The 25,378-nt window shown below is 45.5% G+C and carries 13 protein-coding genes; 12 read left to right on the top strand and 1 reads right to left on the bottom strand.

The genetic code is table 11. The features are described from left to right. Positions 1–219 precede the first annotated feature (219 nt). From B0E43_RS07775 to B0E43_RS07750, 6 genes are all read left to right on the top strand, one after another. On the top strand, positions 220–2,583 hold the full coding sequence (locus B0E43_RS07775; protein WP_077348374.1) for an ABC transporter permease: 2,364 nt from the start codon (positions 220–222) through the stop codon (positions 2,581–2,583). 340 nt (positions 2,584–2,923) lie between these two features. Next, on the top strand, positions 2,924–5,347 hold the full coding sequence (locus B0E43_RS07770; RefSeq protein ID WP_077348372.1) for an ABC transporter permease: 2,424 nt from the start codon (positions 2,924–2,926) through the stop codon (positions 5,345–5,347). 281 nt (positions 5,348–5,628) lie between these two features. After that, positions 5,629–6,321 (top strand): head GIN domain-containing protein, encoded by a 693-nt coding sequence (locus B0E43_RS07765; protein WP_077348370.1) that lies wholly within the window; start codon positions 5,629–5,631, stop codon positions 6,319–6,321. 138 nt (positions 6,322–6,459) lie between these two features. Then, complete coding sequence (locus B0E43_RS07760; protein WP_077348368.1) at positions 6,460–8,883, top strand: ABC transporter permease; 2,424 nt, start codon at positions 6,460–6,462, stop codon at positions 8,881–8,883. A 20-nt stretch (positions 8,884–8,903) separates the two neighbouring features. After that, entirely contained in the window at positions 8,904–11,330 is a 2,427-nt protein-coding gene (locus tag B0E43_RS07755; RefSeq protein WP_077348366.1) for an ABC transporter permease, read from the top strand. 113 nt (positions 11,331–11,443) lie between these two features. Then, entirely contained in the window at positions 11,444–12,139 is a 696-nt protein-coding gene (locus tag B0E43_RS07750) for a head GIN domain-containing protein (RefSeq protein WP_168171915.1), read from the top strand. 193 nt (positions 12,140–12,332) lie between these two features. Here B0E43_RS07750 and B0E43_RS07745 read toward each other — a convergent pair whose 3' ends face one another. Beyond that, on the bottom strand, positions 12,333–13,319 hold the full coding sequence (locus tag B0E43_RS07745; protein WP_077348362.1) for a bestrophin family protein: 987 nt from the start codon (positions 13,317–13,319) through the stop codon (positions 12,333–12,335). A gap of 259 nt (positions 13,320–13,578) precedes the next feature. Between B0E43_RS07745 and B0E43_RS07735 the strand changes: the two genes are divergently transcribed. From B0E43_RS07735 to B0E43_RS07710, 6 genes are all read left to right on the top strand, one after another. Further along, on the top strand, positions 13,579–14,910 hold the full coding sequence (locus B0E43_RS07735) for a cytochrome ubiquinol oxidase subunit I (RefSeq protein ID WP_077348358.1): 1,332 nt from the start codon (positions 13,579–13,581) through the stop codon (positions 14,908–14,910). A 9-nt stretch (positions 14,911–14,919) separates the two neighbouring features. After that, positions 14,920–15,936, top strand: coding sequence for a cytochrome d ubiquinol oxidase subunit II (locus tag B0E43_RS07730; protein ID WP_077348356.1), 1,017 nt, complete (start codon positions 14,920–14,922; stop codon positions 15,934–15,936). Positions 15,937–16,228: 292 nt separating this feature from the next. After that, positions 16,229–17,161: a DUF4097 family beta strand repeat-containing protein gene (locus B0E43_RS07725; protein WP_077348354.1), complete on the top strand. Its 933-nt coding sequence runs from the start codon at positions 16,229–16,231 to the stop codon at positions 17,159–17,161. 135 nt (positions 17,162–17,296) lie between these two features. Beyond that, on the top strand, positions 17,297–19,705 hold the full coding sequence (locus tag B0E43_RS07720) for an ABC transporter permease (RefSeq protein WP_077348352.1): 2,409 nt from the start codon (positions 17,297–17,299) through the stop codon (positions 19,703–19,705). Between the two features lie 199 nt (positions 19,706–19,904). Next, entirely contained in the window at positions 19,905–22,340 is a 2,436-nt protein-coding gene (locus B0E43_RS07715) for an ABC transporter permease (protein WP_077348350.1), read from the top strand. A 211-nt stretch (positions 22,341–22,551) separates the two neighbouring features. Further along, positions 22,552–24,978: an ABC transporter permease gene (locus tag B0E43_RS07710; RefSeq protein ID WP_077348348.1), complete on the top strand. Its 2,427-nt coding sequence runs from the start codon at positions 22,552–22,554 to the stop codon at positions 24,976–24,978. The last annotated feature ends 400 nt before the right edge of the window (positions 24,979–25,378 follow it).

The raw sequence follows: 25,378 nt of genomic DNA, 5'->3' as shown, positions 1-25,378 counted from the left end.
TAGGCGTAAGTATCAAGAGACAAGTATCAAGTATCAAGAGGCGAGAATCAAGATACAAGAGGTAAGAATCAAGGGTATGAAATCCGAAACTATGAATCAATCACGGCAGGAGTTAACCTGAAAAGATTTCCTTTCTAATCTTCCAACCTCCAACCTCCAACTTCCTAACCACTTAATATTTCAATCTTCCAATTTTACAATTTTCCAATCGAGAAGAAAATGTTGAAAAACTATCTTAAAATCGCACTAAGAGGCTTTGCAAAGCATAAGCTCACCTTTTTCATCAATCTTTTTGGCTTGAGTCTGGGCTTGTGGGCTGCCATACTGATCGGGCTTTGGGTTGAATCTGAACTTAGGACCAATCGGGATATTGCAGATCTCGATCAGATTTACCGGGTGATGGAGCATCAGACTTATGGTGCTGATGTCTTTACGACGAGTTCCACTCCGGGGATCTTGGCAGAGAGTATGAAAGAATCCCTGTCGGAAGTGGAATTTGCCTCGACTTATACCTGGAACCAAACCCAGCTTTTCGTCCAAAAAGACAAACGAATCCGACTGGATGGGATCTATGCTATGCCGGATCTGCTAAAAATCTACCAGTATGAAGCGATTCAGGGAGATTTGGATCGGATGCTTACCGAAAACAACCACGTGGTACTAACCGAAAAAGGAGCCATTTCCCTGTTTGGAAGGACGGATGTGGTAGGGGAGGATGTGGAAATCCGCCAAGGTTCCGATTCGAAAAACTTCATCGTCCAGGGGGTTTTGAAGGATTTACCCCAAAGTTCTTCCCTGAAATTTGACTACCTCTTGCCTTATGCGCTATTTTTTGCAGAAAACGACTGGCTCAGCGATTGGGGAAACAACGGTCCGAGTACCATCCTGAAACTCAGGAAAGGGACAGATGGAGAGGCTTTCTCGGAAAGTATCGCCAATTACATCCTGGATAAAAATGAGGAATCAAATGTGAAACTGTTTGCCTATCCTCTCAGAGATCTTTACCTGTACGGTCAATGGAAGGATGGTAAATTGGAGGAAGGAAGAATCAAAAATGTGAAGCTGTTTGCCATGATCGGGATTTTCGTTTTGATCATCGCCTGTATTAATTTCATGAATCTCAGTACGGCAAAATCCCAGAAGCGGGCCAAGGAAGTCGGGGTGAGAAAGGTGGCCGGTGCCGACAAGCAAAGTCTAGTATTTCAGTTTTTGAGCGAATCGATTCTGATCAGTCTGTTTGCAGCTTTTCTAGCAGTGATTCTGGTGGCGCTGACCTTGCCTGTCTTCAATAGCCTAACTGGCAAAGAGATGAGTGTACCGTTTTTCTCGGGGATGTTCTGGCTTCGATTGATGCTGATTCTCCTGATTACGGGATTGGTGGCTGGGAGCTATCCCGCCTTTTACCTGTCGGCAACCAAAGTGGTCTCCGTATTTCGATCCTTTACCAAAGCCGGCAAAGGTGTGGTGATGGCGAGAAAGACACTGGTGCTATTCCAGTTCATCCTGGCCACGATTCTGATTGTTTCTACACTTGTGGTGTATCAACAGATCAACTTTGCGATGAATCAGGACCTGGGCTACTCCAAGGATCAGCTGATCCAGATCACTTTGGAGGGAGAGCTTTTGGACCGCTTTGATATTTTCAAAACGGAGTTGGAGAAAAACGAAGACATCGTGGCCGTGAGCCGCTCCTCCTTTGGTTTTTTAGGAAGAAATTCGAATACAGGGGGAGTTGGATGGGAAGGAAAGGCGCCGGACAATTCGGCTCTTTTTGAAATCATCCGGGTGGATTATGACTTTTTGGAAGCTTCCGGATTGCAGCTGGTCAAAGGACGTGGGTTTGACCGTGCTAATGGAACAGACTCCACCGCCGGCGCAATCCTTAACGAAACGGCGCTTCGCCTGATGGAGCAGGATCACGAAGGAACCGAGTTTTTCAGGCTTTGGGATACCGAAAGGTCCATTACCGGTGTGGTCAAAGACTTTCACTTCGAAAGCTTTCGGCAAAACGTAGCTCCGGCGATCCTGCTCTTGGATCCTGACAATACCTGGCAGGGATATGTGAAGGTCAAAACGGGGAAAATCCGCGAAACTGTCTCATTCCTGGAGTCCACTGCCCAGAGACTAAACCCGGAATTCCCTTTCGATTACAGTTTTATGGATGAAAACTACGCCCGACTCTACCAAGAAGACGTACGCCTGAGGGACTTGGCGCAATACTTTAGCATTCTGACGATCCTGATTTCCTGTCTTGGGTTGCTGGGCTTGTCGGCTCATATTGCAGAGCAAAAGACCAAGGAAATAGGAATCCGCAAAGTGCTCGGAGCTTCGACTTTGTCTATCCTTCAAGTGATCAACAAAGAATTTATTCTCATCGTCATCTTGTCGATTTCAATTGGTTCAGGGATTGCATTTTGGCTGATGCAGGACTGGCTCAAAGGATACCAATACAAGATCAGCTTCGAATGGTGGTTCATCCCACTTGCGGCGGTTACAATTTTGGGAATTGCAATATTGACAGTTTGCCTCCAGTCTTTGAGTGCCGCACGGTCCAATCCCGTACATGCGATTAAGTCGGAATAGGAGCTTGTTCCTCAGGTTTGCATTCCCGAGGACTTGCCGTAGGATTTTCAATCCGGGTTAGCTTTGGTCGGGTTATAAATCCTACAATGCCGCTTCGGAATTGCAAATTCTGAAGATCGGATGTTTTCGAATTGGAATTCAGACTTTCACCAAAGCCTGAAAAACAAAAAGTTAAGTGTTTAATAATGGCCTCAGATTAATTTCTGAGGCCATTTTATTTTTTCTCAATCTTCTTTTTTTCTCCATGCAACTTTTCCTGAAAAGTCTGCATCCAATGAATTGAATACGCTTCCAACTTATTTTTCAAATACTAAACCAACTCTTTCCCACTGCCAATGCCATGCTGAAAAGCTATCTGAAAATTACCTGGCGCAACCTGAAACGCAACAAGGTCTATTCCTTCATCAATATCTTCGGACTCAGCCTTGGAATGGCGGCGAGTGTCCTGATTTTCCTGTTTGTGTTTGATGAATTGAGCTATGATCAATTTATCCCGAATGCTGACCGAATCTACCGGGTTAATATCTCGGGAAAACTTAACGGAAACGAGTTTACCTCTACCAATTCAGCCACTCCTGTTGGCCCTGCAATGAAAGAGGAAATTGCGCAGGTTGAGGACTTTGTGAGAATGGGAGTCATGAGAGCCTATCCACTGATGGAGGAAGATAAGGCCTTTACCGAACCCATTGTAATGGTCGCTGATTCCAATTTTCTTGAATTTTTCGGGCTGAAATTGATCAGTGGAAATGCGCAAACTGCACTGAAAGGGCCTGATAAAATCATCCTAACCGAGAGCATTGCCAAAAAGTATTTTGCCGATCAGGATCCAATCGGAAAGACCATTTTGGGTGGCGGGGACAAGACTCCACTGGAAGTGACAGGGGTGATGGAAGATTTGCCCTCCAATACCCATTTGGATTTTGAGGCAGTCATTTCAGGAGAAAACTGGTGGTTTTTCGAGCAGGAAAACTGGACCAGCAACAACCTGCTGACCTATTACCGTATCTCCGAGGGAGCAGATCCTGCAAGCGTGCAAAACGCCCTTAATGATTTTGTTATTAAGTATGTGGGTGCAGAGATTCTTCAGTTTTTGGGGATTTCGATGGATGCATTTGTGGAGCAGGGAAATTCCTACGGCCTGATTTCCATTCCGATGCTGGACATTTACCTGAAATCCAATAATTCGGATGAGATCAAACCACCGGGAAACATCCAATACCTCTACCTTTTTTCAGGGATTGCCGTTTTCATCCTGCTGATCGCCTGCATCAACTTCATGAATCTATCCACTGCCCGATCAGCCAGCCGAGCCAAGGAGGTGGGAGTCAGGAAGTCCATCGGTGCACAACGCCAGCGCCTCATGGGACAGTTCCTCTCCGAGTCTATGTTTTACAGCGCGATTGCGGGATTGACCTCCATTGTGATCATTTTGATTTTTTTAAAGCCTTTCAACTTGTTGTCAGGCAAAACATTAAGTTTTGAGATACTGGTTCAGCCCCAGTTTTTGTTACTGTTTCTGGCCTTCATTCTTGTCATAGGCTTGCTTGCGGGCTCTTATCCGGCATTTTACCTCACTTCTTTTTCTCCGGTAGCTGTACTCAAAGGAGAAATCCGGTCAGGAGTCAAGCGCTCGGCATTAAGAAGCGGTTTGGTGATCTTTCAGTTTTTTATCTCCATAGCACTGATGATCAGCAGCATGGTGGTTTACAAACAGCTCAAATACATGCAGGAAAAAAACTTGGGGATTGACAAAGAAAATGTCCTGGCCTTGCTGCATGTTCGTTCATTGGGTGACAATTTTCAGGCCTTCAAACAGGAATTACTAGCCCAATCGGGTTTTTCGGCAGCTTCCTATAGCAATGTCCTGCCTCCCCGGATGGATTGGACTTCAGTGATGCGGACCAAAGACAAACAACAGGATATCCTTTGCCACATCAATTATGCGGATGAAGATTACCTGGAGACTTTAGGATTTAAGTTGTCTTCCGGACGATTTTTTTCCAAAGAAATCCCATCAGATACAGGGGCTTTGCTGATCAATCAGACTGCTATGGCCTTGATGGGATGGACGGAACTTGACGGAACCCAGGAGCTCGGCGGATTTTGGAATGAGGACGGAAGTCCTACTTATCGAAAAGTGATCGGAGTGATGGAAGATTTCAACTTCGAAGGGTTGAAGCAAAATGTCAGGCCACTTGTGGTCATGAAAGGTGCCAATGATAATTTTTATGAGATGGCACTTCGAATCAGTCCCGGATCAGTCACCGAAAAGATCAGCCAGCTGGAAGCCCTTTGGAAAAAGCATTCCGGTGGCGCACCGTTTGAATATTCGTTTTTGGACGAGGACTTCAATCTCCTTTTCCAAAAGGAACAAAAAATGGGTCAGATTATCTTGATTTTTACTGTTTTGGCAATCGGGATAGCATGTTTAGGCCTGTTTGGCCTAGCAGCTTATACCACTGAGCAGCGATCCAAGGAAATCAGCATACGCAAAGCCCTGGGGGCCTCAATGGCCAATTTGGTAACGATACTATCCAAAGATTTTATCCTTCTTGTAGTCATTGCTTTCCTAATAGCCGGCCCGTTGAGTTACTTCTTTTTGGAAAATTATTGGCTCCAAAATTTTGCCTATCGCACTGAGATCGACTTGATCCTGGTCTTCTTCGCCGGGGCGTTTTCGATCCTGATTGCCTGGCTTACGGTCAGCTACCAAAGTTTCAAGACCGCTGCATCCAATCCGGTAGACTACCTTAAAAATGAGTAATGAGGAAAAAGAATTCAATCCTATTGATCAGAAGAACTAGCCATGATTATAGAAAATTGGCCAGTTCCCAGAATAAATTCTTATGACCCGAAAAGTGATTGAGAAACTGCAAACTGAGACTGCTTACTGAACACTTTTTTCGTTCGCTTGCGGTCAAAATTGACTTTTCTCGGACATTTATTTCTAGGAAAAACAGCATTAGAGTTGGTAAAGGGTGTTTTTTCCTTGGCACAATCTCTGGCACTTAAATAAAAACCACAAACTATTTCACTTCTACACACATGAAACCATCTAAAATTTCCGCATTAGCAATTGCAATGTTTCTGACTGTCTCAACGGCAATAGCCCAAAAGTCAGAAACCAGAACTCCGGGCTCATTTACCAAAATTGAAAACAGCGGAAGCTGGGACGTAGAAATCATCAAAGGTTCCAAAGACGAAGTCCGGTTGGAGTCCAATGGCTTTGACCTGAGCAAAGTGATCACCGAGGTGGATGACGACAAGCTGGAAATCAAACTTGTCAAAGGCAACCACAACAACGTGGATATAAAAGTGTATATCACCGTGCGCGAACTGGAAGCGGTCGGAAACGGAGGGTCGGGAGACATGATCCTCAAATCCGATTTTGGAGCAAATTCCTTTAACATCGGGCTCTCAGGCTCGGGAAGCATCACAGCCAAAAACATCAATGCTGAAAAGCTGAGTGTGGGAATGAGTGGATCAGGGAAAGTAATCATTGAAGGCGGACAGGCTGATGAAGCGAATATCGGTCAGTCAGGATCTGGTGATCTGGAAGCCATCAACTTCACCGCTGAAGACGTGAAAATCGGGAAATCAGGCTCCGGCGACGCGGCTATCGGAGTGACTGAATCCTTCACGGTAGGATCTTCCGGATCCGGAAATATTTATTACAGAGGCAATCCCGATAAGCAAAGCATCGGAATCTCCGGCTCTACCAAATTGATCAAGCAATAAAAAGTACCAAGTACCATGAATTAAGAGCCAACAATCAAGAGAAGATTGTGCAGGAAGTAATTAATAAATAGTGAAGGGAGGAATAGTAATCTTCCAATATTTCAATATTTCAATATTTCAATTTTCCAATCTTAGAAAATGTTCAAAAACTACCTGAAAATCGCCTACCGCAACCTCGTCAAAAACAAGGTTTATACCGGGATAAACATTTTTGGACTGACCTTGGGCTTGACCTGTTGCATCTTGATTTTCCTCCAAGTCAAGGATGAAATCAGCTATGACAAATTTTGGAAGGACCATGAGCAAGTCTATCGGGTAGCACTGGAGCGGGTCTATCCCGACCATGTCAATCTGTATGCGATTATTCCTGACGGATTTGCAGAGGCATTCAAAAATGAAATTCCTGAAGTGGCGGATGCAACACGTTTGTTTTCGTTTGGGGATTTTGCCAGTACCGTGCAGGTAGGAGAGGATATCTACGAGGAGCGTTCGGTCGCGGTAGCAGATTCCAATTTTTTTGAAATGTTCCCAATTGAGCTATTGGTAGGGGATTCAAAAACGGCACTTTACAAAACCAAAGCAGTGGTTTTGAGCGAGACACTTGCTCTCAAATATTACGGTTCGTTAGATGCCGTAGGAAAGCTTCTTAAACTTGACGGGGATGATTTGGAGGTAACCGGTGTCATGAGAGACCTTCCGTCTAATACCCATTTCAAATTTGATATGCTCGGGTCTACTGCCGGCCAAGAATTCAATCAGCGTCCAACCTATGCCTCATTTTCCGCAATGACTTATATCAAAGTTATGGAAAATGCTTCCCCAGAATCCGTTGAAGCGGCGATTCCTCCCTTAGTGAAAAAATACGCAGCCGGGCAAATTGAACAAAATACCGGTGTCAATTACGATGATTATGTGGCTGCTGGAAATGGCTATACCTATTTTCTCCAGCCTTTGGGAGATATCCACTTGACATCCCAGCTTCAGGCTGAACTCAAGCCCAACGGAGATATCCGATATGTTTATATCTTCATCTCCATCGCCTTTTTTATCCTGCTGATCGCTTCGGTCAATTTTATCAACTTGGCTACTGCACGGTCTTCCGAGAGGGCCAGAGAAGTTGGGGTCAGAAAAGCCATGGGATCCGACCGTGGCCAGTTGATCGCCCAGTTTTTGTTGGAAGCTGTTTTGTTGGTTGTGATAAGTTTGGCCTTGTCCACCATTTTGGTGGGGCTGGTTTTGCCTTTTTTCAACAACATGTCTCAGAAAGAACTCTCGCTCTCTTTTGAAAAAGTAATCGAACTATTGCCATGGCTGTTGGGTATGGCAGTTTTTGTAGCCTTAGTTGCGGGCTATTACCCGGCTTTCCAGATTTCAAAAATGCAATCCGTTGAAATCATGAAAGGGAGATTAAATTCCTCCAAAAAAGGTCAATTTCTCCGAAATGGATTGGTGGTATTCCAGTTTACCATCTCGATCATGCTCATTGCTGCGACGATGATTATCGACCGACAAATCGATTTTATCCAAACCAAAAATCTTGGTTTCCAGCGGGAAAATATTCTGGTCGTCGATCGCTTTGGCCAACTGGAAAATCCGGAAACATTTCGTGAAGAAGTCCTCAAAATTCCCGGTGTTCTCAATGCCGGAGGTACAAGCAATATGCCTGGAAATTCATTTTTTGGAATTCAGTTTACTCCCGAAGGAAGATCAGAAGTGTTGACCGGAAAGGGCTTTGTTGCGGATGATTTTTTCCTTAAAGCCATGAATATCGATATGGCTGAAGGACGGATTTTTGAAGAAGGATTCAATGACAGCACTTCTGTCATTCTTAATAAAGCTGCCGTCAATGCCTTTGGACTGGAAAATCCCGTAGGAAGCAAGATTTTCAGTGGTACAGAAATCAATGGGGAACAGGTCAGTATTCCCTACACGGTGATCGGAGTGGCTGAGGATTTTCATTTTGAGACTTTGCATTTACCAGTGACTCCACTTGCGATCTTCAGCGCAGAGTCGGCAGTAGGTTTTCAGGCATTTTTGGCCTTGAGTATTTCCGGGGATAATCCCCAACAAACCATCGCTGAAGTGGAAAAACTCTGGGACCGTTTTGGCCAAAACCAGCCCTTTACTTTCTCTTTTCTTGAAAATGACCTCCGACAACTTTACCAAAGCGAGCAAATTTCAGGCAAAATTCTCACTTCCTTTTCCGTTTTGGCAATTGTCATAGCCTGCATAGGACTCTTTGGATTGGCTGCTTATACGGCCTATCAAAAGACCAAAGAAATTGGTGTCCGAAAAGTACTCGGTGCCTCTACTTCCGGACTTGTGTGGATGCTGACAACCAATTTCAGTAAGCTGGTGATTGTGGCCTTTGTCATCGGTGCACCGATTTCCTATTGGGCCATGGAGCAATGGCTCCAGTCATTTGCCTATCAGACGGAGCTTAATCCGCTGATTTTCCTTATTGCCGGTTTGGTGACTTTGGCGATTGCCTTGCTCACTGTCAGCTATCAGGCATTCATTGCAGCACGCACCAATCCGGTCAAAAGTTTGAAATCAGAGTAATCACCCATACCACAAGCACTATGTTTAAGAATTATTTCAAAATCGTCTTTCGAAATGCCAAAAAGCATCCGATGTACGTACTGATCAACCTGATCGGTCTCGCAATCGGGATGGCGGTAAGTATTGTCATTTTGCTCTACGTGCAATTTGAGTTGAGCTATGACAAATACCACCCAGATGCGGATCGGATTTACCGGGTTTCCAGGGCTTGGTTCAATCAGGATGGTGTAGAAAGTCTTCATTTGGGGCACTTGGCACCACCTTTTGGACCGCTGATGAAATCTGATTTTGCGGAGGAAGTGGAGGTGTCGGCAAGACTTTTCAACTTTGAAGCATTGATCAAAAACGGGGGAACTGCCATGGTTGAGGAGCGGTTTTTCTTCGCTGATCCAGAATCTTTTGATCTTTTCTCCTGGAAAATGGTAGAAGGGGAAGCCCAAAAGGCCCTGACCGAAGCCGATGGAATTATCCTCACTGAAAGTACTGCAAAGCGATATTTTGGTGACGAGCCAGCCATTGGGAAAGAATTGCAGGCTGAGCTGGGTGGGCAGGAATTTACTTTTCAGGTTCGCGGTGTGATGGAAGACATGCCCGAAAACTCCCATTTTCATGTGGATTTTCTGGGTTCCATGGTTCCTGTGGTCCAGTTTTACGGGGGACAGGAAGCATTTATGACCAACTTTGGTTCGAATAATTTCTCCACATTTATCAAGTTGGCTGAGGGAGTCGACGGAAAGGCATTTGAAGCCAAACTGCCTGGCATGATCGACCGGAGAATGGGAGAAAACCAGGCTGGAATCCCGATGTCAAAAGGAACAGGACTTTTTCTATGGCCGATAGCGGATGTCCATTTGCATTCCAACCTGGCTTCTGAGATTGAGCCCAACGGAAACATCGATTATGTTTTCGTCTATTTGGCAGTAGCCCTGTTTATCCTGCTGATTGCCTGCATCAACTTTATGAATCTGTCCACAGCCAGGTCCTCTCTGAGATCTATGGAAGTGGGGCTTCGCAAAGTAATGGGTGCAGACAAGGTGATCTTGATCCGGCAGTTTATGGGTGAATCCTTCGTGATGACGCTGTTTTCCATGATTCTGGCGATCATCCTGGTTTACCTGTTTTTGCCCACCTTTTCGGATTTTACGGATAAGACATTAAGCTTGAATTTTATTGAAAACCCGGAATATCTGCTGGGGATTTTTGGGCTGATGGCGTTTGTTGGACTGATTTCGGGAAGTTATCCGGCTTTGTTCCTCTCTGGTTTTCAACCAGCAAAAGTCTTGAAAGGTGCTTTCAAAGCCGGAAAAGGGCATGAGAATTTCCGATCATTTCTTGTTATCGGTCAGTTTGCGATTTCTGTGATTTTGATCGTGGCGGTGTTGGTGGTGGTGAGGCAGCTGGATTTTATGCAAAACAAAGACTTGGGATTCCAGAAGGAAGACATTGTGGTTTTGCCAAACAGCGCACAGATCAGCTCCAGTTACCTGATTTTCAAGGACAGGCTGGAAAATCATCCGGGAATCAAGGAAGTGAGCATGTCCAGCCGTGTGCCTTCTGGGAGATTGCTGGATTCTCAGGGAAGTACCGCAGAAGTCAATGGTGAAATGACCCAGTTGAATGTTCGAATCGCCGACATTCATGTGGCGCATAATTTCCTACATACTTATGGAATCCCCCTAAAGGCCGGCCGTGATTTTGATTTTCAGCGAGCCAGTGATTCTACGGAAGCTTTTATACTCAATGAAGCCGCAATTCGGGCAGTGGGTTGGGCCAGTCCTGAAGAAGCTGTTGGAAAACAGTTTTTGTATGGCGGACGCCGTGGGTTTGTAACTGGAGTTATGCAGGATTTTCACTTTGAAAGTCTCCATCAACCCATCGTTCCGATCGTGTTTATGATTTCTCAAGATAGGAACAATCAAGTGAGTATCAAGATTGATGCAGCCCAGCGGGAGGAAGTCTTGGCGTTCCTGGAAGGGGAATGGGCGCAATTGAGACCGGATTATCCGTTTGAGCCGATTTTTGTAGATGAAGGATTCAATCAGCAATATGAGGCGGAAGCAAAAGTGAAAACCATTTTCACCTTCTTTTCGGCTTTGGCGATCCTGATTTCAATCCTTGGTTTGTTGGGCTTGGTGACCTTTGCTACCGAACAACGTACCCGGGAAATCGGAATCAGAAAAGTGATGGGGGCAGAAACAGGGAATATTTTGGTATTGCTTGGCAAGGATTTCCTCAAACTCGTTGCAGTCGGATTCCTGATTGCCATTCCCGTTTCCTGGTTTGGAATGAGCAGCTGGCTGGAAGATTTTGCCTATAAAACCGGAATTACGTGGACCATTTTCCTGTGGGCTGGATTGATTGCGGGAATTATTGCCGCTGTTACCGTAACCTCACAAACTCTGAGAGCTGCCTGGGCCAATCCGATAAAAAGTATTAAGAATGAGTAGTTTATAGTAGGAAGTATCAAGTATCAAGAATCAAGAATAAGAGTCAAGTGATGGCTCGACCAACTAAACCAATTTTCAAATTTTCAAATTTTGCAATCTTTCAATTATCAATTATGAAAATCTATCCTAAAATCGCAGCATTTGCACTTGCATCCCTAGTCATGGTGTCTTGCGTGCAAGCCCAAGAAACTGAAACCAGAAAGCCTGGATCATTCACCAAAGTACATTCCGGAGGAAGCTGGGAGGTGATCTTGGTGGAAGGAAATACCGAAGAGATCAGAATCGAGGCCAAAGGTGTCGGCCTGGACAAAGTAAGAACAGAAATCGAAGGAGATGTACTCCAACTTGGACTCGTCAAAGGTAATTACAACAACGTCAGCCTGAAATTCTATGTTACCTACCGAAAACTGGAAGGCATCAAGTGTTCAGGTTCAGGTGAAATGGAAGTAAAATCTGACGTCACTGCCGGAGAATTTTATATCGGACTTTCCGGATCTGGGGACATTGATATGAAAAGTCTCCGGGCAGACGAGTTGGATGTAAATATCTCTGGTTCAGCCAAAGTAACCATCTCATCCGGAGCAGTAGGAGAGGCTGAGATCAGCCAGTCAGGTTCGGGAGATTTTGTAGCTGAGGATTTGGCGATTGATGAGTTGGATGTTTCCAAATCAGGATCAGGCAGTACTTATGTGGGTGAATTGGGAGAAGTGTCGGTTCACTCCTCCGGATCAGGCGACGTGGTGTATTCAGGTTCCCCGCGAATGGGAGAAATCAAAGTATCCGGATCAAGCAGCATTAGAAAAAGGTAATTTTCCTTTGGTTGATGAGGCAAGATTTCGGATTTCGGAGATGGGATTTCGGATTTATTTCCGTCTCCCGTCTCCGGTCTTCCAATTTTTCAATAGAGAACATCGAATGTTGAACCAGCCTGCGGCGGGCAGGTATCGAATGACGAAGTGTTTGGCAATTCTCCCGTCTCCGGTCTTCAGTCTTCCGTCTTTTTCACATTAAAAACCCATTTTCCACAGGATATGGCGGTGGAACATCCTTTTCTTCAAGCATCTCTAAAAGATCAATCTCGATGACCCTGGATATGGAGGAAATCGGCACATCATTGTAAGCGGCCTCAAAAGGGTTTTCAGAATAATCACCGATCCGGTCTACCAAAAAGAATATCCAGATAATAATCGTGGAGAAGGGTACGGTAAGCCAATAATGAAGGATTTCTGACTGGGAAAAAATATCCAGCAGACCAAATGGAATCAATGCGCAAAAGATGTAATTGATAAACAGTCCGGTGGATGCATATTGACGCGGAAAAGGGAAGTTTTTGATCCGCTCAGAGGCACCTTGGTTGTCAACCAATCTTGCGATCAATTGCTGGAGCCACACGTGTTTGTATTCGGTAATACCCCCGATTTCTTCCAGATTTTTCAGTTTCAGACTCTGGGCCTTCAGGATTTGGATAGGAATATTGTTGAAGGTGTGCAGCTTTTGGATTTCTTCAGAACTGAGGTATTTCTCCAATTCGGCATTCATTCCCTTCATGCCCTCCTCCCGGAAATGGGGTGTAAATATCAGGTTTTCAATCTTCGAGTCGTGTTCCCATGATTTTCTTTTTCTCATGGTATGCTTGAGGGCCATCACCCAGGCAATGTGCCTGAAAACAAATTCCTTTTTCCATTCAAAAGGAATTTGGGAGGAGGGGAGGCTCAGAATTCCGATAGCCAAAGACCTGCTGTCATTGACGATGGCTCCCCAGATTTTTCTTGCCTCCCAGGCACGGTCGTAGGAGCTGTTGTTTTTGAATCCCAAATAGAAGGCTACCGCAATACCGATAACTGAAATAGGCTGCCAGGGAAGTGAAAATGGGATACCGGTGATTTCATAGAGCACTATGATGGCAGCGGAGTAAAAAAGGGAATTTAAAAGCGGTTTTTTAGACCAACGAACGGTGCTCCAGATGTGATAGTGCCTGTTGACGTACATAAGGGGGTGGTTTGGATTTAAAATATCAAAAAGTTATCACTATTATCCAATTCAGGCTACCCAAAATGTTGGTTGTACCATGAAAACGATACCAAGCAGGCCATTTTAGAAGAGTGGCTTTTCCTAACTTGGGAAGTGGTTTTTGAGGTGAAATTTGACTCCTTTCAGGAACTTAATCCACTCCAACTACGTCACACTATCGAGACTTCAGATGGTCTCATGTCGTCAAAGATTTTAGATTTGACCAAGTCGCTGTTCTATGGATGATCTTTTTGCTGCCCGCTCCCAAATGGCCCTTTCCTTGGGATTCCACATCATTTTTGCTTGCATCGGGATGGTGATGCCGTTTTTCATGGCCACTTCCCATTACAAATACCTAAAAACCAAAGACCCGCTTTACAAAGAATTGACCAAGGTTTGGAGCAAAGGCGTAGCGATATTTTTCGTGACTGGAGCGGTGTCAGGCACCATGCTTTCCTTTGAACTGGGATTGCTGTGGCCGAAGTTTATGCTTCATGCCGGCCCGATTTTCGGAATGCCCTTTTCGCTGGAAGGAACAGCGTTTTTTATTGAAGCGATCTTTCTAGGGTTCTTTCTGTATGGCTGGGGTAAATTTAACCCGTGGTTTCACTGGTGGACCGGAATGATCGTGGGGATCAGTGGATTGGCTTCTGGTATTTTGGTGGTGGCTGCCAATGGCTGGATGAACAGTCCGACTGGATTTGATTTTGTCAATGGAGAATACCTCAATATTGATCCCATTGCGGCACTTTTCAACGATGCTTGGTTTACTCAAGCTTTGCACATGACTTTAGCGGCATTTGTGTCCACAGGATTTGCAGTAGCGGGAATTCACGCCTATTTGCTGATGAAGGGCAAAAATCTGGCTTTTCACCGAAAGGCTTTTTCAATCGCCATCTTTTTTGGAGCAGTCGCGGCAATCCTACAACCGATCTCAGGGGATATTTCCGCTAAGGATATCGCAGTGCGGCAGCCCGCAAAACTGGCTGCGATGGAAGCGCATTTCGAAACTTCAAAAAGAGCGCCTTTGATCATCGGCGGGATTCCTGATGTGGAAAAAAAAGAAGTCAACTATGCCCTCGAAATTCCCGGGGCTTTGAGTTTTCTGGCACATGGGGACTTTGATGCGGAAGTGATCGGATTGGATCAAATCCCTGAGGAGCATCATCCTCCAGTGATGGTGACTCATTTTGCTTTTCAGATTATGGTGGGTTTGGGGATGCTGTTGGTTGGGCTGAGTTTTCTTTATTTTATTTCCCTTTGGAAAAAGAAAAGCTGGCAAGTCAAGCGCTGGTTTCTTTGGCTGTTTGTGGCAGCGACACCATTGGGATTTATCGCCTTGGAATCCGGCTGGACCGTGACCGAAGTGGGGCGTCAGCCTTGGATTATCTATGAAATCATGCTTACCAAAGATGCCGTGACGCCGATTCCTGGGATTGTGTATTCATTTATTGTATTCACTGCGATCTACATTTCTCTGGCAGGAATAGTGACCTTTCTGCTCTATCGACAGATCAAAGCTTTGCCTAAAATCTTGGATCAAAACTCATCGGCCTCATCCAATCCTTAAGCTGAACTTATGCTGTACGTGGTCATCATTTTTCTTTGTCTTGCCCTCTTGCTCTATGTGATCCTTGGAGGGGCGGATTTTGGTGCGGGGATCGTCGAATTGTTCACTCCAGCCTCAGCGCGTGAGCAGCTGCGCGACACTACTTACAAAACCATCGGACCGATCTGGGAGGCAAACCACATGTGGCTGATCATTGCAATTGTCATCCTGTTTGTTGGGTTTCCGCCGATCTATACCCTGCTGTCAGTGCATTTGCATATCCCGCTGGCCTTGATGCTGATTGGGATTATCGGGCGGGGAACTGCCTTTGTGTTTCGTCACTACGATGCATATGAAGATGAGATGCAGAAAGTCTACAATCTCATTTTTACTTATTCCAGTTTTATTACGCCATTTTTCCTGGGCTTGATTTTCGGAGCTGCGGTCGGAGGGGAGATTGATCCTGAGGCTGCCAGTTTCTGCGAGGGTTATATCCAGCCCTGGTTCAATCTTTTTAGCTTTTCGGTGGGCTTATTTACTATAGCAATATGTGGTTTTTTAGCCGCCATTTTTTTGATTGGGGAATCCAATAATCCCACAGTCCGAACACTCGTAGTTCGGAAAGCAAAGCAGTTTATTATCCTTACAGTTCTGGCAGGAGGTTTTGTGTTTCTTGCTTCGATTGTTGATGAGGTACCGCTTTTGGGCCTTTTGCTTAAGGAAAGTGTCACGATTGGGATGTTGATTCTGGCTACTTTGGCCATGATTTACCTTTGGTTTTCTCTGAAAAGCGGAAATCAAATCAGAATTAGACTGCTCAGTGGATTTGTCGTCAGCACGATTTTATTGGCTTTTGGGTATCATTATTTTCCCGAGTTGATCATTCTCAAATCAGGTGAAAACCTGACTTTTTTCAATTCATCCGCCACCGGCAAACCAATCGAAACTTTGGCCTGGGCCTTGTTGATCGGGAGTGTTTTTATTCTGCCCTCATTGGGGTATCTGTTGTATAGCTTTCAGAAAAACAAAGTCACTGAGACTCATTAGTGCCCAAGAGCGAACTAGCGGTAGACAGTACCAGTGGATTGCTTTTTGGTGAGTTTTTGATCGCATTTTTCCAGATTATCCCTCTAGCCTGGCCAGAGTATCCGAAATGAATAAAGACTTTGATTTAGGATTTTATAAAATGGATTGAAGTTTTGACCGCAAGCGGACGAAAATGTACGGAGGCTAGGATATTGATTCCTGGAAAGCCTCAAAAGAACCTAATTGGACGGTTTTTTACTGGCACAAAAGTGGAAATGGGAGTTTGCTCGAACTGTCTAAACAACTTCTAGCTATGACACGCATCAAAACAACTTCAGCTTTCTTGATTCTAGTGTTGCTTTCTCTGCAATTCTCGGTTTTCGCAATGGATTTTCGAGGGGATCCATATCTCACTAAAAAATTCACTTTGAGCGGTGCAGGCAATCTTAACGTGGAAACTTCCGGCTCTTCGGTCGCCGTGACAGGTGCCAGTGGCAACGAAGTCGTGGTTGACATGTATGTGAAGCTGGACGGGAAAGAGATCGAAATGGAAGATTCAGCGGTGGAAAAGGAGCTGGAAAATTATAATCTGGACATCAATCAAAGCGGAAATACGGTCTCACTAATTGTCAAAAAGAAACCCAATACCAACCGCAGTAAAATGAGCCTGCACTTTAAGGTCAAAGTACCGAAAGAAATGTCCTCCAAATTCCAATCCAGCGGAGGCTCAATTGCAATTGAGGGACTGAACGGGAAACAGGACGTAGCTTCCAGCGGTGGTAGTATCCAGGTGATCAACAGCAGCGGACAGGTAAAAACCCAAAGTTCAGGCGGTTCATTCCGGGTGGAAAACTTCAAAGGAAATGTAGAAGCCCAGTCAAGCGGCGGCTCCATCAAAGTCAATCAACTCACTGGTGATTTGATGATCGGTTCCTCTGGGGGAAGCGTCAATCTGGAGGAAATCGCAGGCAGTATCGTGGTGAATTCCAGCGGAGGATCCGTGAGAGCCCAGCTCTCCAAATTGGAGAAACAGCTGACCCTAAACTCCAGTGGTGGAAGCATTACGGCAGTGGTTCCGGATGGATTGGGTTTGAATCTGGACATCAGTGGTGGTCGGGTAAACTCGCCGCTTTCAAATTTTGACGGAGAAATCAAGAAAGACAAGATCGTAGGCAAGGTCAACGGTGGAGGAATTCCTGTCACTATGCAGAGCTCTGGAGGCAGTATTAATCTGGAGTTTAATTAAGTACGAAGTACCAAGTACAGAGATAAGAGACTGGAGAAAAGAGATTATGAGGAATCTCCCAACATTTCCACCTCCAAACCTTTAAACCTCCAAACCCCCTAGCTTCCTGACTTCCAACCTCCAAACCCAATTGTAATGCTCAAACATCATATCCTCCTTGCCCTAAGGAATTTCAAGCGAAACAAGACCACCTTTTTGATCAATCTGATTGGACTGACGATCGGATTGGCAGGTGTGGTGCTGATCAGCTTGTGGGTTGTGGATGAGTACAGTGTGGACAGGTACCACGAAAATGATGAGCGACTTTATCAGGTTCTGCAGAATGTAAAAGAAGGGGATCAAATCCTGACTTTACAGGCTACGCAGGGAAGATTGGCGAAGGCTTTGGTGGAGGAAATACCTGAAGTGGAATTCGCCACCTCCGTGATCCCAGCTTCCTGGTTTCCAAATACAGGGCTGGCAAAAGTTGAGGAAAATGCATTCAGAGCCAGGCCTCAGTACGTTGAGCCTGATTTCTTCAATATTTTCTCTCTTGAACTTCTCGCTGGCAACAAGTCAAGCATCTTTGCCGACAAATACTCGGTAGCAATCTCCGAAGAGCTTGCACAGAAGTTGTTTAATACCACCGATAATCTGATCGGAAAAGGAATAGTCTGGGATTTTGGATCGCTGAGTGGAGATTTCACCATCCAGGCTGTGTTTAAAAACCCGCCCGCCAATTCCTCGAATCCAAGTGATATTCTCTTTAACTACGCGCTGTATATCGAAGATCGATATGAGTTGGAGAACTGGGGAAACAGCGATCCACATACTTATTTGGTACTAGCTCCCGGGGCTTCACTGGATCAATTCAATCTCAAGATCCGGGATTTTTTAAAAGCAAAAGGAGTGGATTCTGAATCGAGTCTATTTCTGCAAAAATTTTCGGACCGATACCTGCAAGGAACTTTCGAAAACGGTAAGCAGGCTGGAGGAAGGATTGGTTATGTCCGACTATTTTCAATTATCGCGATTTTCATCCTGGTCATCGCCTCCATCAACTTTATCAATCTCACAACAGCCAAAGCCTCCAAAAGAGCCAAGGAGATCGGAATTAAGAAATCTTTTGGCGCAGCCAAATCGTCTCTGATTTCCCAATTCCTCACCGAATCTGTATTGCTGACTTCGATAGCCACACTTTGCGCCATCCTTTTGGTGCAGCTGGCCATGCCTCAGTTTAACCTCATCACAGGCAAGCAACTGTCACTTGCTCTCAGCCCGGTGCTGGTGTTTGGTGTTCTTGTGACGGCTCTTCTTGTCGGCATTTTGGCGGGAAGCTATCCGGCATTTTACATTTCCGGGATTCAGCCAATCACTGCTTTTAAGAACAAACTTCCGGGTTCATGGAAAGAGATTTCGGCCAGAAGAGGCCTGGTAGTATTTCAGTTTACACTTTCAGTCTTGCTGATCGTTTCTGTGGCGATTGTTCACAAGCAACTGGAATATATCCAAACCAAAAACCTGGGCTATCACAGGGAAAATGTGCTGCGCTTTCAACTGGAAATGCCAGATGGCGGAGATGAAAACTTCTTTGAGATCGGTGGTGGTTGGGAGAATCGTGTCGAAGGATTTCTTGGAGAGGTAGAGAAAGTGCCCGGTGTGGTTAAGGCTACAAATGCTTACCACAATCTCACGGGAAACCACGGGGGAATGTCGGGTGTGGACTGGAAAGCCGGCGATGAAGATGAGCAGTTGAACTTCAGCAACCTGGAAATCGGATATGGATTTGTCGAGACGCTAGGGATTGAGCTCCAAGAGGGGAGGTCCTTTTCCAGGGATTTTACCAACGAGACAGAGAAAGTTTTGCTCAATCAGGCAGCGGTCGATGCCATGCAGCTTGAAGATCCGGTAGGTAAAATCATCAGCTTTTGGGGTTCTCCCAAAGAGGTCATCGGAGTGACGGACAACTTCCATTTTGAGTCGCTCTTTGAATCCATTGTGCCGTGCATTATCCGTCTGGAACCAAGAGCAAACACGATTCTTGTAAAAATTGAACCGGGAATGGAACAACAGACTGTAGCAGGATTGCGACGTCTCTATTCCAGTCAGTTTGCCGGTTTGGCCATGGACTACGGGTTTTTGGACAGGGATTACGAGTTGCTTTACGCAGCTGAACAACGGGTGCTGGTATTGGCAAACTATTTTGCCGGACTGGCAATCCTCATCTCCTGCATGGGGCTGTTTGGACTGGCAGCTTTCATGGCAGAGCAGCGGGTCAAAGAAATCGGAATCAGAAAAGTATTGGGAGCCAATGAATGGAATATCCTTCGCCTTGTGGCAGGAAGCTTCGTTGCTTTGGTTTTGGTTGCGATAGGCATAGCGATACCGGTCAGTTACTTGGTTGCAAAAAACTGGTTGGAGCGCTTTGCATACCGGGTGGATCTTTCCTGGTCTTATTTCGCTTTTGCGGCGGTATTGACGCTGCTTATTGCTTTGGTCACAGTGGGCGCTCATGCCATGAAATCAGCGCTGATGAAACCGGTGGAGAGTCTGAGAAGTGAGTGAAGAAGTAGGAGGTAAGTATCAAGAATCAAGAGGCAAGAAATGAGAGGCAAGAGAAATTACGATTTACGAAATACGCCCCGATAGCTATCGGGGTACGAGGTCTTGGATAGTGTTTTAGTCCTTGGCCCCAAGTAACCTTACAACCTTCCCACTTTAATCTTCCAATTTTAAAATTTTCCAATCTTTAAATTTTGAGAAAATGCTCAAAAACTACCTAAAAATCGCCTGGAGAAACCTCATCAAAGCCAAGGGGTTTTCATTTATAAACATTGCGGGACTCAGCATTGGAATATCAGCCTGCATACTTATAGCCGTCTATATCATTCACGAGACGAGTTACGACAAATATGTCCCTAACTCAGCCAATATCTATCGGGTGGTTGGCAGGCTTGACATGGCGGGAACCACGGAATATACGGTTCACTTTTCGGCAAATCTGGCCAGAACCGTGGACGCTGATTTTGACGAAATAGAGCAGGCAGGCAGGATCATGGACAATGACCTTTTCTATGGAGCGGGTACCAATGAGATCCAGATCGATGATGAAGCAATGCAGCATCATGAGGAGGGATTTACCTATGCTGACCAGGCAATCCTGGATATTTTCAGCATTCCGATGGTGTTTGGGGATTCCAAAACAGCTTTGGCTGAACCCAAGACCATTGTAATTTCCGAGACTATTTCCAAGAAATTCTTCAAAGACCAAAACCCCATTGGGCATGTGATTTACCTCAATGGCAACCGGGAAGATCCACGTAAGATCACCGGAGTGATGGAGGATTTTCCGACCAATTCTCACTTGAATTACGATTATTTCCTGACCTTGACAGGAGTGGAATTTGGCCAAGGAGAACAGGATCGCTGGATCCAAAGCAACTATAAAAATTACGTCGCTGTCCAGCCTGAGACGAATGTGGCCGCTTTTAGCAATACGTTGGGTACGACGGTAGTCTCCAAGTACCTGAAGCCAGCAATGGCGGCGGCCGGATTGGCGATGGCTGAGACAATCGAGAAAAATGCCAAAGTCTATCTGCAACCTTTGGAAGAAATCCATCTCCATTCAGCAGCTATTGAGAGTGATTCTCCTTTTAGAAATGATATCAAAATCGTTTGGGTTTTTGGGACAGTGGCCCTTTTTATCCTTATGCTGGCCTCGATCAATTTCGTGAACCTTTCCACCGCAAAATCCGCCAACCGGGCCAAAGAAGTGGGTTTGCGCAAGGTGGTCGGTTCTAGTCGCGGCCATTTGATTTTTCAGTTTTTGTCCGAATCCATGCTGCTCACCTTCATCGCATTTGTGATAGGAATTGTATTGGCTCAGACCTTTATGCCGGTTTTTCAGGAGATGACCGGGATTGCGCTTTCCATGCCTTGGGATAATGTGTTCTTTGTCCCAATTCTCCTGGTTTCAGCTTTGCTGGTGGGTGGGATCGCAGGATTTTATCCTTCAATTTATCTTTCAGGTTTTGCTCCGATCAACGTACTGAAAGGCAAGCTTCGATTGGGAAGCAAATCGGGAGGTTTTCAAACCAGTATGGTGGTCTTTCAATTCACCGTTTCGATCATCCTGATCATTGGCACACTCGTGATCAATGAGCAGTTGTCCTTTATCCTTACTTCCAAAGTCGGTTTTGAAAAAGACCAGGTCATCCAGCTCTATGGCACCAATATGCTGGGGGATAAAGATGAGGTGTTCAAAGAAGAACTTGAACGGATTCAGGGAATCGAATCTGTCACGATCAGCGACTATCTGCCTCTCGAAAATACCAAACGAAACGGCAACTCTTTTGTCAACGAGGGCCGTGAAAACATCGATGAAACGGTTCCCGGACAGGTCTGGCAGATCGACGAAGACTATCTGAAAACCTTGGGAATCGAGCTGATTGCCGGAAGGAACTTCGATAAGACCATAGCCACTGATCGGGAGGGGGTCATCGTGAATGAGCAGATGGTCAAGGAGCTGAATATCTCGGATCCGATTGGGAAAAAAGTGTCCCGATTCGGCCAGCTGAATGAGATTATCGGAGTCGTGAAAGACTTCCGATTTGACAACATGAAAGAGCGTGTGGAGCCACTCGCGATGTTCTTGGGGAAAAGCAACACCATCATTTCTGTCAAGACGAATACTGCCGATATGCCTGGATTGCTGAAATCAATAGAGGAAAAATGGACTGGCTTTGCGCCAAATCTCGCTTTTCGCTATGCTTTCATGGATGATTCCTTTGCTCAGATGTATGACAATGTCCGAAGGATCAAAATCATCTTTACCAGCTTTGCTTTCCTTGCCATCCTGGTGGCTTGTCTGGGTTTGTTTGCACTTTCAGCTTACATGGTGGAGCAGCGAACCAAAGAAATGAGCATCCGAAAAGTCCTGGGGGCTTCGCTTCAGGGGATTTATGGGATGCTGACGCAAAAATTCGTCTACATGATCCTAGCTTCCCTGGTTTTGGCTACTCCGATCGCCTACTATCTGCTGAATAATTGGCTCAAAGATTACGAATACAAAATCGATTTAGGCTGGCAAAGCTTTGCATTAGCAGGAGTAATGGCGACAGCGATGGCACTGGGAACCATCAGTTATCATGCGATCAAATCTGCGCGAATCAATCCTGCAACCACGCTGAAAGGGGAGTAGTGACGTAGTAGCAAGATTTAAGTAGCAAGTATCAAGAATCTCTGTCATGTTGAGCGGAGTCGAAGCAAAGAAACAAGAGACAAGAAATCAGAGGCAAGAAGGATTTAAGATTTACGAAATACGATTTACGAGGCCTTGAATAGTGTTTAAGTCCTTGACCTTAGGAAACCTTTCAACTTTACCCCTTTGCAACTTTAATTTTCCAATTCCAATGTTCCGAAACTACCTAAAAATCGCCTGGAGAACGCTCAAGAAGAACAGACTCTACACATTGCTGAACGGCTTTGGACTCACTCTGGGGATCAGCGGGTTTTTGATGATCATGCTTTTTGTCCAGGACGAAAGGAGCTACGACCGATTTTTCCCCAACTCGGAAAATGTCTTCCGTGTCAGTTCCCATTGGGGTGACTTTGCGACGGCCAGCTATGCCACTGCACCACCGCCTTTGGGGCCCAGGATTCAGACCGATATTCCGGAGGTAGAAGCCGTCACCAGATTGTTGAAATGGAATGACTTTACGGTGCAACCGGCGGAAGGTGTCAACAAAGATCAGGTGTTCCGTGAGGATAAAGTTTTCTATGCTGAACCCGGCTTCTTTGAAGTTTTCGATTTGCCTTTGGCTGCAGGAAGTACGGAAAAAGCCCTTTCGGGCCCGGATCACATCGTAATTACTACCGCTGCTGCCCAAAAATACTTTGGTGACCTGAGTCCACAGGAGGTGATTGGCAAGACGCTGCTGATCGGAAGCAACAATCCCAATCCACGACAAGTGGCTGCAGTGGTGGAGGAGATTCCCGAGCAGTCTCACCTAGAATTTGACATGCTGGTCTATGAGCCTGAGATGCATCGGGAGATTTTCTTGATGGACAACTGGAGCTGGGCAATCCTCTATACCTACGTCAAATTCCCCAAGGAAAAGCAAAGCGAAGTAGCCGGGAAGCTCGATCAGCTGGTGGCCAAATTTGCGCTTCCAGCCTTGGAAGGAGAAGGTGAAAACTCCGAATACAACCTGAAACTTATGCCCGTGCGGGACATTCACTTGCAGTCTCATTTGCTGCGGGAGATCAAACCAAATGGCTACGAAAGCTATGTGTACCTCTTTGGATTGGTAGGGGTGTTCGTTTTGCTTTTGGCCTGCATCAATTTCATGAACCTGGCCACGGCCAAAGCAGGACTGCGGACCATGGAGGTGGGAGTGCGAAAAGTGATGGGCTCCGGCCAGCGCCAACTGATCTGGCAGTTTTTGACTGAGGCTTTTCTTTTGGTCTTGGGTTCCGTCGCAGTTTCACTGGTCTTGGTGGAGCTTTCTAACGGGGTGTTTAACCAGCTTTCCGGGAAAAATATCGACTTCAATCTGCTTCAAAACTCCTTGATCCTGGCCACTGTTCCGGCTTTGATCGTGGTGCTTACTTTCCTTTCGGGCTTTTACCCGGCATTTTATCTTTCCTCTTTCCGGCCGATTCTGGTTTTGAAAAGGCAGCTCAGCGTGGGTAAAAACTCCCATAGCTTCCGAAACGGGCTGGTGGTATTTCAGTTTGCGACCACGCTCACGCTGATCATCTGTACCCTGATCGTCCAGCGCCAGCTCAATTACATCCAGCAAAGTGATCCGGGTTTTTCCCGTGAGCAGCTGCTCATCATCCACAACGACGGGGAGATCGAAAATCACCAGCGGGAGGACTTTTTGGGAAGATTTGCTTCGAGTACCCAAGTCCAGGGGATGAGCTTTTCAACGGGAATTCCTATGGCTGAGCAATTTCAGATGCGCTCATTCAACTCACCTACCTCTACACTGCAACAGGGGATGAACTGGTACGAGTCCGATCATAACTACCTGGAAACGTATAAGTTTAGGCTTATCGATGGAAGGAATTTCGCATCGGTAGCAGGGGCGGATGTCAAGAAGGTTATCCTTAACCAAAAAGCCGCCGAAATCCTTGGCATCAGCGAAAGTCCTATTGGTCAGTTGATCGTCAAAAACCAAGGAGCCAATGACGAGGCAACCTTGGAAGTCATAGGGTTGGTGGAGGATTTTAATTTTGAGTCCTTTCGGAATGAAATCAAGCCACTGGTGATCGAGTACATGCATGACTATTTCCTGCGGGATTACATTTCTGTCAGGCTACAGGGTGGGGATTTGAAAGCTGGAATTGCTGAACTTCAGGCTGCATGGAAAGTCTATGAGCCGAGAGTCCCTATGAATTATACCTTTCTGGATGAAGATTTCGGGAAGTTGTATCAGTCCGAAATGCGGATGGAAGGACTGCTTTGGGCCTTGACCCTGGGTTCGATTGCTATTGCGATTCTTGGCTTGTTTGGACTGACTTCCTTCACAGCCCATCTGCGGGTGAAGGAAATCGGCATCAGAAAGGTGTTTGGAGCCTCCATGCTGGAGATATTCCTTTTGCTTTCCAAGTCCTACATGAAGTTGATTCTGATTGCGATGGTCTTTGCCGTCCCACTTTCCATCTATGTGATGCAGGGTTGGTTGGAAGAATTCGCTTATCGAACCGGAGTCGAGATTTGGGTGATTGTGCTGGCGGCGGGATCCTGTTTGGTTTTGGCTTTGGCAACGATCTATCTACAGTCGTTCAAAAGCATCAAAGCCAATCCGATCAAAAGTCTGAAGAATGAATAAAGTAACAGGATGTAAGTATCAAGAACCAAGAAGGATTTACGATTTATGATTTACGATTGACGAGGTCTGGGAAAGGTTGAGGTTCAATTTCAACTTGACCTTTGAGTCCCTAAACTTTCCAACCTTTTAACCTTTCCACTAACCCATAACTTTTAAACTTTAAAACTTTCCAACCTTTCCCACATAGAAAGAGCTATCGGATCTATTTTGCCCGAGAGCGAACAAAAGCGTCCGAGCTTAAAAATCTATTTTTCAAATTATGCCTTTTTGAGGGCATTAGCGAAGATTTATAGTGGCATAAAAGTGGAATTCTTTTATCGAGAACTTCTAGGTAGAATTGAAAGAATGGATATCTGGCAGAGTCCATAATCTTTCAATCTTTCAATTTTAAAATTTTCCA

This window comes from Algoriphagus sp. A40 (assembly GCF_002002735.1).
Classification (GTDB): domain Bacteria; phylum Bacteroidota; class Bacteroidia; order Cytophagales; family Cyclobacteriaceae; genus Algoriphagus.
This window is presented reverse-complemented; position numbering and strand designations above follow the sequence as displayed.

Bases quoted from the DNA above. Each gene is read 5' to 3' on its own strand.
- B0E43_RS07775 (WP_077348374.1), top strand. From the start codon at position 220: ATGTTGAAAAACTATCTTAAAATCGCACTAAGAGGCTTTGCAAAGCAT.
- B0E43_RS07770 (WP_077348372.1), top strand. From the start codon at position 2,924: ATGCTGAAAAGCTATCTGAAAATTACCTGGCGCAACCTGAAACGCAAC.
- B0E43_RS07765 (WP_077348370.1), top strand. From the start codon at position 5,629: ATGAAACCATCTAAAATTTCCGCATTAGCAATTGCAATGTTTCTGACT.
- B0E43_RS07760 (WP_077348368.1), top strand. From the start codon at position 6,460: ATGTTCAAAAACTACCTGAAAATCGCCTACCGCAACCTCGTCAAAAAC.
- B0E43_RS07755 (WP_077348366.1), top strand. From the start codon at position 8,904: ATGTTTAAGAATTATTTCAAAATCGTCTTTCGAAATGCCAAAAAGCAT.
- B0E43_RS07750 (WP_168171915.1), top strand. From the start codon at position 11,444: ATGAAAATCTATCCTAAAATCGCAGCATTTGCACTTGCATCCCTAGTC.
- B0E43_RS07745 (WP_077348362.1), bottom strand. From the start codon at position 13,319: ATGTACGTCAACAGGCACTATCACATCTGGAGCACCGTTCGTTGGTCT.
- B0E43_RS07735 (WP_077348358.1), top strand. From the start codon at position 13,579: ATGGATGATCTTTTTGCTGCCCGCTCCCAAATGGCCCTTTCCTTGGGA.
- B0E43_RS07730 (WP_077348356.1), top strand. From the start codon at position 14,920: ATGCTGTACGTGGTCATCATTTTTCTTTGTCTTGCCCTCTTGCTCTAT.
- B0E43_RS07725 (WP_077348354.1), top strand. From the start codon at position 16,229: ATGACACGCATCAAAACAACTTCAGCTTTCTTGATTCTAGTGTTGCTT.
- B0E43_RS07720 (WP_077348352.1), top strand. From the start codon at position 17,297: ATGCTCAAACATCATATCCTCCTTGCCCTAAGGAATTTCAAGCGAAAC.
- B0E43_RS07715 (WP_077348350.1), top strand. From the start codon at position 19,905: ATGCTCAAAAACTACCTAAAAATCGCCTGGAGAAACCTCATCAAAGCC.
- B0E43_RS07710 (WP_077348348.1), top strand. From the start codon at position 22,552: ATGTTCCGAAACTACCTAAAAATCGCCTGGAGAACGCTCAAGAAGAAC.